This is a genomic window from Mesorhizobium sp. BHbdii, assembly GCF_053848045.1.
On record NZ_JBSPKX010000022.1, the window covers coordinates 1 to 11192 of the forward strand.

Below are 11192 nucleotides of genomic sequence, written 5' to 3' on the forward strand. Positions count from 1 at the left end.
CGAAGAGATGACGGGCGTCCTCGAAAACCGCCTGGGGAAGGACACGAAGCTCGGTTGCTTCATAGGGGAGGTGCTCAATTGCGCCGTGAGACGACCAACTGCCTGCGCCTGGGCCAAGTCGCGACGGCGCTTGATGGGCTCGCGACCAGGTTGTTTCGAGACCCAGAATTTGTGAGCAGCAAAGATCCTTGGATCGGGAACGATGATGGGGAGCGGTCCACCTTTTCATCAATCGCGATTGCTTCGAATGCCGGGGCATTTTCCAGCCAGGCCAAGCCAACGATCTCGGCCGCCACGAGTTCGTCGTCAGCCTCGCCAATGGTGGTGCGGCTCTCCTTCCAGGCCGGGTTTGCAAGCGGTTTGATCAGATCGACAAGGTATCCATCGCGGTTGACCGCGCGGAACGTCGCGGACGAACGCTCGAACGACCGATCGACCCTGCGCAGCAGGTTGATGAGCGCTCCGTCTTCGATGCTGGTTCCAACCACGATTCTGAGCGATTGGCGCGCATCCATCAGGAGATCGACTGTCTTCCGTTGTCGTGATCCCTGGATCCACAAATACTCCGGCCGCCGCCTCGTAAGCGTAGATCGCGTTCGTTCCCGCAACGCGGATGCCTGCGCCTAAAAGACCGGCATCATCGATTGCTCTGATGATCCTTGCGGCGATTAAAGGAACACGTCCGAGCCTGAGAGCCCGGTTGACTGCGGATTGGCGCTCCATTTGCTCCTGGCGCGCCGATAGCGTCTGTCGAGCGGACGCGCGAGATGCTTCCCAATCCGCCTTCTGAGCTTCGGTCGCTGGCGAGCGCTGCCCTTCCACCTTCTGGCGTCGCGCTCCAGTGGAATCGTAATAGCTGCGCATCAGGTGGTCGGTACCGCTTACGGTATGCCAGACGAGAGAGCCGCGAAAGCTCTTCGCCTTTTTCTGGGCCTCCATTAGCGCAGTGAAGCGTTGGTCGGAATTGATCTTTTCCCGACGCTGGTCATTGTTTAGTTCAATAAAATCAGGCACCTCAACAGTGGCTCCGCAATTGCCTGGGAACTGTTGCAAGCGACAATAGGCAATGGACCGAACTCTTGCAACAGCCAACCGGCTGTTGATGTTATTGTAAGGTCTACAAAATGTGATCGCAAAGCCCATCCAGGGCACAGATCGGCCTGGGCTAAACGCCAACCACCAGTGCCCCGCCGGTAAGGCCGGCGCCGGCCGCCGTCAGCAGCACTTTCTCGCCGGGCTGGAAGGGCTCGGCCTGGTGCGCGATTGACAGCGATAGCGGGATCGTGGCGGCCGACGAGTTGCCATGGTCGGCGATGGTCTTGACGATGCGCTCATCCTCGATGCCGAGCGCCTTACCGACCGCGTTGAAGATACGGGCATTTGCCTGGTGCGCACGAAACGGGAAACATCGGCGGCAGCCACGTCAGCCTCCGCCAGCGCCTCTCGGGAACAGCGGCTCATCATTTCCACAGCCTTGACGAAGACCTCGCGGCCATTCGCGATGGTCATACGGGTTTCGGCGATGTCGGTCTCGTCGGAAAACGGACGGTTGCTGCCGCCCGCCGGAATCTGGATCAGGCCATAAGCGGACCCTTCCGAGGCTATGGAGGAGCCGAGTATGCCGTGGCCGGGATCGCCGGAGGGAGCGAGCACCACCGCGCCCGCGGCATCGGCAAACAGCACCGCGCTTGCCCGCTCGGCGGGGGTTGATGCGACGGCTCAATATATTGGCGGCGATGACGATGGCCGGCTTGTTGGAGAGGCGCACGAAGCCGTCGGCGAAGGTCATGGCATAGATGAAGCCTGCGCAGGCGCCAGCAAGGTCGACCGCGCCGGGCTGTTCAAGGCCGAGCCTGTGCGCCACCAGCGGCGCGCTCGGCGGCAGGAGGTGGTCCGGCGTCGAAGTGGCGAGCAGGAGCAGGCCGATCTCCTTGCGGCGAATGCCGTCTCTCTCCAGCGCCATGTCGCCTGCCTTTGTCGCCAGGCCGGAAAGTGTGTCGCTGGGCTCCGCCCAGAAGCGCGAGCGGATGCCGGTGCGCCCCTCGATCCAGCCCTCTTCCAGCCCGAGGCTTGCCTCGATCTCGGCATTGCCGACCCTGCGCGCCGGCACGTGATGGCCAAGGCCTATGATGCGCGCCGTGCGGCTTATCTGCTGTCGCTCGCAAGCGCCGCTGCCTCGTCTATGGTCTCATAAAGCCGGTCGAGTTCGCCCGATGTCACGCAGTAAGGCGGCAGGACGTAGATGATGTTGCCAAGCGGCCTGACCAGCAATCCGCGCCGGAGGAAGAAGGCGCGCAGCTTAGGGCCGACCTCGGCCAGATAGCCCGCATTGCCGACCCACAGATCGAGCGCGGTAATCGTGCCGGTCGTGCGCACATTCTCAAAGCGCGGGTCCTTGCTGAACCGCGCAACCTTCTCCGCCTGCATCCGCGACAGCGTGGCCACGCGCGCTGCCACCGGCTCATCATTCCAGATGGCGACATTCGCGCGTGCCGCCGCGCAGGCGATCGGGTTCGCGGTATAGGAACTCAAATGGAAGAAGGTCCTGGCCCGGTCTTTGGAAAAGTGGGCATCAAAGATCGCGTCGGTGGCAAGTGGCGCTGGCTGGCGGGAGCCCATGCCCGGTTGCGGCGTCTGCCCCTCATTAAGGGATCGCCGGTAGCCTCACGATGGCGAACTCGCGCCTACCCTCGCACCCGGGGGCCGAGCAGGTCGCCAGTGCCGACAGCCAGGCCCGCTGGCAGGCTCTCTACGAGAAAGTCCGGCAGCGACATGCCCGTGGAGAAGCCCTGTTGGCGATCAGCCGCACGACGGGCCTGGCACGTAGTACGGTCGGGAAGTACGCCCAAGCCGACAGCTTCCCGGCACGGGCCGTGCGCCAACTTGGACCAAGTATCCTCGACCCGTTTCTGCCTCAGCTCAATGCACGCCTGGCCACGGGACACGAGAACGCCACCACCCTCTGGTACGCAAGATCCCGAGGCTGCAGCTGTCGCTGATCTCGTTCAGCGCTTCTGCGCTCTCATTCGTCAATGTTGTCGTGAGCGTCAGGCTCGAAACAGTGCCCTATTGCGGTTCTTCGACCACATCTCTTCCATAAGGCGTAGGCTCAGGCCGTAAGCCAGGTACCACCGGAAGTACAGCTGGATCGGCGAGTGGCCTCGGTCCAAAGCATCGTGATCTCCATCGAATCTTCGCAAATCCGACGGACTCACAGGGGCTTGAGGCCATTCAACCGTTTTCGGTCAGGCTCTCAGAGACTCACGCCAACATGCTCAACCACACTGAACGTCCTAATATGGCGGAAGCAGTCACTTGAGATGGTGTTGGCTTAGTCGCCGATACGCTGTCGAACAGATGGACGGCCGGCACGTGCGGCATCAGATGCACGGTCGATCCCGGCTGCGGTGCCAAACGTTCCGACGAAACCGCCGTAATCAGGGTGTCGGCGACTTTCGCAATGATCTGGGTCGAGGCTCCCATGGGCTCGATGACGATGACTTTCGCCGGGAAACCAGCATCGTCAAGCTTGAGATGCTCCGGCCGGATCCCGTAGGTCGCGACGTTGGCGCGCGCGCCGGCTGGGAGCGGCAAGTGCGTGGTGCTGTTCGCGACGAACCGACCGTCCTGCACCGTCCCCGGTATGAAATTCATCGATGGCGAGCCGATGAAGCCGAAAACACCTGCGGATCGCGCACGATGGCCCGGCCCATGGCGACGCGCTGGCGCTGACCACCGGCGAGCTGCCTGGGATAGCGTTTGAGGAGATCCGTATGACCAAGGATCCTGGCCGCATAACCGACCTTCTCCTCGATCACGTTCTTCGGCGGTTTCATGAGCCTGAGCGCATAGCTCATGTTCTGCTCCACCGTCATATGCGGATAGAGGGCGTAATTCTGAAACACGAGCGCCACGTCGCGATCCTTGGGCCTGAGGTCGTTGACGACCTTGGAGCCGATCTCGATGGTTCCGTCGGAAATGCCTTCCAGGCCGGCAATCATGCGTAGAAGTGTGGACTTCCCGCAGCCCGACGGCCCGACCAGAACAACAAACTCGCCGTCGGCCATCTGTGCGGAAATGCCCTTGAGCGCGTGATAGGCGCCGTAATGTTTTTGGACGTTGTTGATAGAAACGGTAGCCATCGATTTCTCCAGGGCAAGCATGATGATCGGGCTGCAGGGCGCCGTTTCTGTTCGTTATTCTTTCACCGATCCGGCAAGAATGCCTTCCACCAGCGGACGCTGGACGCGCAACAGGATCGGCACGAGCGGCAGCAGGATCAGGACCCCGCCGGCCGCGATGAGATCGTAAGGGGTCGTGTTGGCGTCCCCCCGCACGGGGACCTCGAACAGGCGCACCGTGAGAAGCCGGGTATCGGGCGTAATGGTGAGCGTGAACGCAACCAGGAATTCGTTCCACCCCGCAATGAAGAGCAGCAGGAAGGTCACGGCAAAGCCGGGCAGAGCGATCGGAAAATGATCCTGAGCATCGTGTCGAGCAGGCTCGACCCATCCATTGCGGCCGCCTCATCAAGCTCCTTGGGAATGGCCTTGAAGTAAGAAAACAGCGTCAGGAATGCGACCGGGATGAATTCCGCCGCAAACACGAGGATCAGGCCGATATGGGTATCAAGGAGCCGCAGATCCTTAAAGGCGAGGAAAATCGGGCCGAGGGTGACCATGCCTGGCCGCCAGTAGCTCCACGCCTGAACGACGTAAGGGTAGCTATCGACGGTCAGGTTCTACGGCCAAAAGGTCGGTGGTAGCCGGTAAGCCTCCCCCGGGGTCTTCAGCGAGGTGATGACCATGTAGTAGATGGGAAAGGCCATGAACAGTAGGAGGATGACAAGCAGAAGATAAAGAATCGTTCGGTCTCACCACACGATTGGCTTGAATTGTCGGGGTCATCATGCTCCTCAACGGCTTGCGCGGTAGAGACGCCACGCGAAGAAGCTGCCGATGGCTGCGGTTAGGAGGAGCAGCAGGACGTTGATCGCCGAGCCGTAGCCGTAGCGTAGCTCTTGGAAAAACCGCTGGTAGGCATAGACAGCAAGCGTCTGTGTGGCCGTTCCCGGGCCGCCTCGCGTCAAGCCGTTGATCTGCTCAAAGGTCTGGACCTCGCCCACGCCTCGGAACAGCAGGACCAGGTAGGTAGTCGGCTTCAGAAGCGGCAGGGTGATCGTAAAGAAATTCTGGATCGCGTTCGCGCCGTCGATCTCGGCCGCCTCATAAACATCGCGGGGCAGGGCGCCGAGGCCGGCCATGAAGATCAGAATGCACCAGGACAGGTTCTTCCATACGGTGACGATGATGACCGAGAATTTCGCCGTGGTTGCGTCACTCAGCCAGCGGACGGGCTCGCGGATGATGCCGAGATCACGCAGCACCTCGTTAAGGATGCCACCGTCTTCGTAATACATGATTTTCCAGACGGTTGCCGCGAGTAGCGGCGCCATCACCCAAGATATGAGCATCAGGAAGTTGCTGATCCAGCGGCCCCGCAGGTTTTGCATCAGAAGGATCGCGATCAGAAGGCCTAGGATGGTCTCAATTGCTGGCAACCGTGTAGAGGATGGTGAACGTCAGCGACGAGAGCAGGGTCTGGTCTTGAAACAGAGCGACATAATTCTGCAGACCGATGAACCGCGGACGCCCCATCAGCGAGCTGTTGGTAAAGCTCAGGTAGACGGTTTGCACCAGCGGCACCAGGGTAAACGCGAGTCGCAGCAGAATTGCTGGCAGTACGATCCAATATGCGATCAGCGCGATGTTTGAAGCCGGAAGAAATCTTGGCGCAACTTGCGAACCAGATGCCAATATGGTTGACGTCGTTGTCATGGTGTCCCCGAATGGATAGGCGACGACCCTCCCGACGCCGGTGCGCCGGGAGGGTCCGCCAGGGCGGGCTGTCAGCCGCGAATACTCTTGTATTCCTCGACGGCCCACGCCTGTGCATCCTGAGGAGATTTTTCACCTGAGAGGATCTAGCTGCCGAGATGGTCGAACATCGACCACAGCTGCGTAACCGCAGGGTTGCTGACGACAGGCTCGCGAAACTTCGCTCCCCGGATCATTTTAGCCCATCCGGGTCCGGCCGTTAGTATTGGCAGGGCCTTGACCAGCTGGGGATCGTTGAACAGTGACTTGTATGGCGGAGTCACTGTCTGGGACAAGGTGATTTCACGGACAATGTCCTTGCTCGAAAGCCAGGTGAGGAGCGCTCTTTGGCTGCGTCCTTCTTCTGGGAGAACTTGGACATCAGGAAGCCCCCACCGTGGACAAGACCGATATCCGACGCCGGTCCCTTCGGCCAACATGCCACGCCGAGGTTATCCATGGTGATCACCGTGTGGTCCAAGCTCAGGATATTGTTGATACCATAGGTCCACCACATCGCGGCCTTGCCTGCAGCAGCAAGCGCCTCGACTGCATTGTTGTCCTCGCTGACCGTCGATGCGGGGGTGATCTTGTCCTTGTGAACCCAGTCATGCATGAACTGCAGGGCCGACAATGTCGCCGGGTCACTGAGCGTCGTTAGGTCGGCACCGGCCTGGTTGAGCGTCAACAGTACGGTGTTCCATGCATGCCCTTCGCCGCCGAGCGGCCGCCAGCCCCAGACGCCCTCCTTTGTGGCGCTCTTGGCGGCCGCAACCATTTCCTCCCAGGTGGTAGGTGCCTTGGCGATCATTGACTTGTTGAAGAGGAAGGGCTCGATGCCCATATACATATAGAAGAAGATACGGTACACGCCGCCCGACGGCATTGTTTAGCACAGTAACGTTATCGACGAGATCGCCGCTATTCTTTGTCCAAGCGTCTGTTCCACTGAGATCTTCCGCCCAACCGTTCATTCCCCAGAGAACGCCGATTAGGTCATCGGCGAACATCAGATCAATACCAGAGTACTCACGTCTGCCCCCAAAGGGTTTTTTCTGCATGACGTCGTTCCACTTGGTGGGCAGGACGTCGTAGTTGATGGCGACGCCGGCCTCTTTGCCGGCGCGCTTAAAATATCCATCAGCTTGGGGCTGTTCCAGCCAACCATGTTGATGGTCGTGGCGGACTGTGCCCGCACATAGGGTGATGAAAGTCCAATAGCCGCACCTGCCAAGGCTGACGTCTTAAAGAAGTCCCTTCGATTGATATAACGCATGATTTCCTCCCGTCCAGCGACGGAACTCTCCTCAGTCGCTCTCAGCAACGTCACTAAAATCCGGCACGGTAACCCTCTCGCCGTCCTTCATCGCCGACATGTGAACGGCGATGCTGCGGCCACGCTTCCAGACACCCAGGATGAGGTCGACCGCGTGTGCAACATGGCGAGGCTGAGGCTTCCGACCCCATCATGCGGCGGTGTCTGCCGACTGCGGAGAGAACCATGACCCGACATGTGAGAGCAGCCGAACTGATGTAAAGGGCCGCTCAAAGGGCTTGACCAAAATCCCCGGGATAAGAGAACGGAGCCGGTTTCAGTTCCTTCCAGGAGGCTCAATCGCGGTAGAAGTTGCGCGGCCAGCGGTGCGCCCGCAGCTTGTCGCGCTTGTCCTCCGGCAGCCCACGACCATCACCGATCGCGCAGTTGCGCTCGACGTTGCGGACCGAGCGCATACCGGGGATGACCGTCGATACTGCGGGCTGGCTCAGCACAAAGCGGAGCGCCGTTTCGGCGAGCGCGTCGGGAGCGATTTTCAAATCGTCGAGGATCTTTCGCGCGCGCTCTTCGACCTCTCGCTTGCGATCGCCGCGGAAGTAGGCCTCGCGGAAATCGCCCTCGGGAAACACGGTGTCGGCGCGGATCTGGCCGGTGAGACCGCCTTCATCGAGCGCTACGCGAACGATCACGCCAACGCCATGGCGTTCGCAGGCGGGGAAAAGGCGCTCCTCTGGCGCTTGCTCGAAGATGTTGTAGATCACCTGCACGCTGTCGACTACGCCGGTTTCGATGAGCTTCAGTGCATTATCCGGCTCATAGGCGTTGATCGACACGCCGAAGAATCGGATCTTGCCGTCTCGTTTCAGCCGCTCGATCGCCTGCAGCCAATCGCCACGCCCCTCCCATTCGTCCGACCAGACGTGAAACTGCTGCACATCGATGGTATCGATGCCGAGATTACGCAGGCTGGTTTCAGTGCAGGCGATGACGTGGTCGGCCGGAAAGCCAACCTCGGCCGGCGTCCCCGGGCGGGCCGGAAATACTCTATTTTTCGGGGGAATTTTGGTCGCGACGTGGACCGCCTCGGAGCGCTCGCGCAGCACCCTTCCAATCAACCTTTCGCTGTGGCCCTCGCCGTAGCCGAGCGCCGTATCGATGAAGTTCAGGCCCAGGTCGATCGCCCGGTTGATGGCGCGGACCGACTCCTCGTCGTTCGCACCCCGCCATCCGGCATTGCCGATGCCCCAGGCGCCATAGCCGATTTCGGAGATGCGCAGGCCGGTGCGGCCGAGTGTTCGATAGTGCATGGACAGCCACCAGTGTTTACATGATCGTTCAAAAATTGAATTCTAATACAATTAAGATATGCACATCTAAAAATTCATTGCAAGCCCCCATATGCCTGCCTATAGCGTCTGAGGCTGCGGTCCGATCAGTGGCTTTGTTGCATTAACCTGAAAAGGGCATAACGAACCCAGTCGAATGGGTCACTCAGGCGGCAAGACCGAGGAGCTGGTTCACGAGATGGATTTCGCCTGTCGCGCCGGACTCCGGCAGCATGCAGGGGCCGCGGCGGATCATCCGCATGACCGCAAAACCTTTGATGGTGGCGTAGGCTGTTTTCATCCTCTGGAAGCCGCGGGTCGGCCGGATCACGCGCTTTAGCGCGCCGTGATCCGCTTCGATGGTGTTGTTATCGGGCATGCTCTTCTTCGGCACCACCGGCGGGTTGGCGCTGCCAACTCGGCGGCTGTATCCTGGGCTGAACGGGACAGGGGTGTCGGGAGCACGTGATATGGGCGGGCCGAGCTATTTGATGAGCTGCGAGCTGGTGTTGTTATCTGGCCGCCCCTGCGACCAACCCGGTTGCGCCGTGAGCGCGGATCCGTAAGTGTCGTGTGGCCCGCAGGCTCCCTGACGTGATGCAAGCACACAGGAGGTCTCATGCGTGTGATCGGACTGGATGTGCACCGCACGTTTGCCGCCGTAGCGGTGTTGGACAACACCCACTTCTCTCATCCAAATGGGGTTGACTTGACCCGAGAGGCCGTTCTGGCCTTTGGCCGCAAACTGCAGCCGGACGACGAGGTCGTGATTGAGGCGACCGTCAACACGGCGATGATCGCCCGTCTCCTGCGCCCCTTCGTGTGCATGCTGGTGATTGCCAATCCACTGCAGGTGCGGGCAATTGCTCATGCCAAGATCAAGACTGACAAGATCGATGCCACGGTCTTGGCCAAACTGCATGCCAGCGGCTTTCTGCCTGAGGTCTGGATGCCGGATGAGGCGACCGAGACGCTGCGGCGACTGGTGTCTCAGCGCACCCAAGTCGTGCAGCAGATCACCCGGGTCAAGAACCGGATCCACAGCATCCTGCATCCCAATCTGATTCCGCCTTACCGAGGCCGGTTGTTCGGCGCCGCGGGTCGGGCTTGGTTGGAGGCCCCTGTCCGTGCCGCGATCGCCGAACCTTGGTCAACCGGGCAGACAGAGGGGCAGATCACGAAGCTCAAGCTGGTGAAGCGCCAAATGCATGGCCGCGGAAAGCTCGATCTCTTGCAAGCGAGACTGATCGGTGCTGCATGACCCCAGACTTCATCGTGATTGCGTCAGACCCCCTTTTGCACGCCGATCCAGGGTCCCCATTCCGGGCCGATTGACACGCGGCCCCTGCATGCTGCCGGAGTCCGGCGCGACAGGCGAAATCCATCTCGTGAACCAGCTCCTCGGTCTTGCCGCCTGAGGGACCCATTCGACTGGGTTCGTTATGCCCTTTTCAGGTTAATGCAACAAAGCAGTCAGACTGCTCCCATCACCGTCAAACGGTAAATCAATTTCAAACTCACACCACTAGCAGGGTGGGTCGACGTTTGTGGCGACGGTTCGCTATGCGAGCGATTTGGGAGTTGCAATTCCGATTAAACGAGACTAGTAAACTCCTTTAGACGATAATACAAAAAATGCACTGGAGTTCAGATGGTGAGTGGTCGTACAACAAGCTTGGGACGGGCCGGACTGCGGACCCGCCACTTAATCTTGAAAACAGCGATCTCTCTTATGCAACACGGACACACTCCCTCGGTGGAAGACGTTGCCGAGGCTGCAGATGTGTCTCGGGGTACTGCGTACCGTTACTTTCCGAGCCAATCGGCGATGGTTGAAGCCATCGTGGACGAAGTGCTTGGTCCCATCCTTGATTGGCACTCAGAGTCCGACAATGCGGAGGAGAGGGTAATGGATCTCCTTGCTAGTTCTATGGCGCGGATAATTGAGTTCGAGGCGACGGGGAGGGCAGCTTTGAAGCTTTCGCTTGAACAGTGGGCCGACAAGCGCGCCGAAGCGATAAATCCTAGCGACAGGCAACCTGGGTTTAGGCGAGGACATCGGCGCGAATTGCTCGGAGTTGCTCTCGCTCCGCTGCGCCAGCAACTTACACCGAGTGAGTTTGAGCAGTTGGCGATGGCGCTTTCATTGACGTATGGCATCGAGCTCATCGTAGTACTCAAAGATATTTGGGAAGCAGATAACGACAAAGTTAAGAGCGTAGCCGTCTGGGCGGCTCGCACTTTGATTCGTGCGGCCATCTCTGAAGCCACTCGTCGGACTTCAGGGGGCCGAAATGACTAAAGGAATACTAAATGTCGCCGTCATCGGAATGGGATTCGGGTCGGAGTTTGCGGCAATTTACAGTGACCATCCGGATGTAGCGTCGGTAACAATATGCGACGCTGATGAAGCAAAGTTAGCTGACGTTTCGGCTCGGCTCGGTCTCCGCAAAGCTTACTTGACGCTCGAGGAGGTACTTGCTGACAGAAGTATTGACGCCGTTCACATTGCGACGCCAGTTGCACTCCACGCGCAGCAAGTATTGGCCGTATTAAAGGCACGCAAACATTGCGCCTGCGCAGTGCCCATGGCTACGTCTTTCGACGATTTGCACGCGATAATTGAAGCCCAGAAAGCAGTGGGCGTAAATTACATGATGATGGAGACCGCAGTATATTCGCGTGAGTTCTTTATGATTCAAGAACTCTACAACA

At 59.5% G+C, this 11192-nt stretch carries 10 protein-coding genes and 6 pseudogenes; 3 read left to right on the top strand and 13 right to left on the bottom strand.

The genetic code is table 11. The features are described from left to right. The 13 genes and pseudogenes from ACWTU8_RS31300 to ACWTU8_RS31360 form a co-directional block, all read right to left on the bottom strand. Positions 1 to 515, bottom strand: a pseudogene (locus ACWTU8_RS31300) (GSU2403 family nucleotidyltransferase fold protein); the annotation flags it as partial. Positions 516 to 588: 73 nt separating this feature from the next. Further along, positions 589 to 1143, bottom strand: a pseudogene (locus tag ACWTU8_RS31305) (hypothetical protein); the annotation flags it as partial. A gap of 22 nt (positions 1144 to 1165) precedes the next feature. Then, positions 1166 to 2149 (bottom strand): annotated as a pseudogene (locus ACWTU8_RS31310) (beta-ketoacyl-ACP synthase III). After that, a pseudogene (locus tag ACWTU8_RS31315) lies at positions 2146 to 2601 on the bottom strand (aminotransferase class III-fold pyridoxal phosphate-dependent enzyme); the annotation flags it as partial. The pseudogenes ACWTU8_RS31315 and ACWTU8_RS31310, both read right to left, overlap by 4 nt. A gap of 660 nt (positions 2602 to 3261) precedes the next feature. Then, positions 3262 to 4142, bottom strand: a pseudogene (locus ACWTU8_RS31320) (ABC transporter ATP-binding protein). A 54-nt stretch (positions 4143 to 4196) separates the two neighbouring features. Beyond that, a complete protein-coding gene (locus ACWTU8_RS31325; protein WP_455851182.1) occupies positions 4197 to 4448 on the bottom strand; it encodes a hypothetical protein in 252 nt (83 codons plus the stop codon). After that, positions 4445 to 4681 carry an ABC transporter permease subunit gene (locus ACWTU8_RS31330; RefSeq protein WP_455851183.1) on the bottom strand — a complete coding sequence of 79 codons (237 nt, stop codon included), beginning with the start codon at positions 4679 to 4681 and terminating at the stop codon, positions 4445 to 4447. Before ACWTU8_RS31330 ends, ACWTU8_RS31325 begins: the two co-directional genes overlap by 4 nt. 234 nt (positions 4682 to 4915) lie before the next feature. After that, positions 4916 to 5560: a carbohydrate ABC transporter permease gene (locus ACWTU8_RS31335; protein ID WP_455851184.1), complete on the bottom strand. Its 645-nt coding sequence runs from the start codon at positions 5558 to 5560 to the stop codon at positions 4916 to 4918. Continuing rightward, entirely contained in the window at positions 5547 to 5837 is a 291-nt protein-coding gene (locus ACWTU8_RS31340) for a hypothetical protein (protein WP_455851185.1), read from the bottom strand. The genes ACWTU8_RS31335 and ACWTU8_RS31340 overlap by 14 nt, the downstream gene beginning before the upstream one ends. Positions 5838 to 6156: 319 nt before the next feature. Then, complete coding sequence (locus tag ACWTU8_RS31345; RefSeq protein WP_455851186.1) at positions 6157 to 6762, bottom strand: extracellular solute-binding protein; 606 nt, start codon at positions 6760 to 6762, stop codon at positions 6157 to 6159. A gap of 123 nt (positions 6763 to 6885) precedes the next feature. Then, positions 6886 to 7152, bottom strand: coding sequence for a twin-arginine translocation signal domain-containing protein (locus ACWTU8_RS31350; protein ID WP_455851187.1), 267 nt, complete (start codon positions 7150 to 7152; stop codon positions 6886 to 6888). Between the two features lie 335 nt (positions 7153 to 7487). Further along, complete coding sequence (locus tag ACWTU8_RS31355; protein ID WP_455851188.1) at positions 7488 to 8459, bottom strand: aldo/keto reductase; 972 nt, start codon at positions 8457 to 8459, stop codon at positions 7488 to 7490. A 184-nt stretch (positions 8460 to 8643) separates the two neighbouring features. Continuing rightward, complete coding sequence (locus ACWTU8_RS31360; protein WP_455851189.1) at positions 8644 to 8871, bottom strand: DDE-type integrase/transposase/recombinase; 228 nt, start codon at positions 8869 to 8871, stop codon at positions 8644 to 8646. A 225-nt stretch (positions 8872 to 9096) separates the two neighbouring features. Between ACWTU8_RS31360 and ACWTU8_RS31365 the strand changes: the two are divergent. The 3 genes and pseudogenes from ACWTU8_RS31365 to ACWTU8_RS31375 all read left to right on the top strand — a co-directional run. Next, positions 9097 to 9516 (top strand): annotated as a pseudogene (locus tag ACWTU8_RS31365) (IS110 family transposase); the annotation flags it as partial. Between the two features lie 612 nt (positions 9517 to 10128). Beyond that, positions 10129 to 10779, top strand: a complete 651-nt coding sequence (locus ACWTU8_RS31370; RefSeq protein ID WP_455851190.1) for a TetR/AcrR family transcriptional regulator — start codon at positions 10129 to 10131, stop codon at positions 10777 to 10779. Continuing rightward, the coding region (locus ACWTU8_RS31375) for a Gfo/Idh/MocA family protein (RefSeq protein WP_455851191.1) at positions 10772 to 11192 on the top strand (421 nt) is incomplete at its 3' end. The genes ACWTU8_RS31370 and ACWTU8_RS31375, both read left to right, overlap by 8 nt.

Excerpts from the sequence above, each read along its gene's own strand:
- ACWTU8_RS31330 (WP_455851183.1), bottom strand. The coding sequence starts at position 4,681 with ATGGTCACCCTCGGCCCGATTTTCCTCGCCTTTAAGGATCTGCGGCTC.
- ACWTU8_RS31340 (WP_455851185.1), bottom strand. The coding sequence starts at position 5,837 with ATGACAACGACGTCAACCATATTGGCATCTGGTTCGCAAGTTGCGCCA.
- ACWTU8_RS31345 (WP_455851186.1), bottom strand. The coding sequence starts at position 6,762 with ATGCCGTCGGGCGGCGTGTACCGTATCTTCTTCTATATGTATATGGGC.
- ACWTU8_RS31350 (WP_455851187.1), bottom strand. The coding sequence starts at position 7,152 with ATGCGTTATATCAATCGAAGGGACTTCTTTAAGACGTCAGCCTTGGCA.
- ACWTU8_RS31355 (WP_455851188.1), bottom strand. The coding sequence starts at position 8,459 with ATGCACTATCGAACACTCGGCCGCACCGGCCTGCGCATCTCCGAAATC.
- ACWTU8_RS31370 (WP_455851190.1), top strand. The coding sequence starts at position 10,129 with ATGGTGAGTGGTCGTACAACAAGCTTGGGACGGGCCGGACTGCGGACC.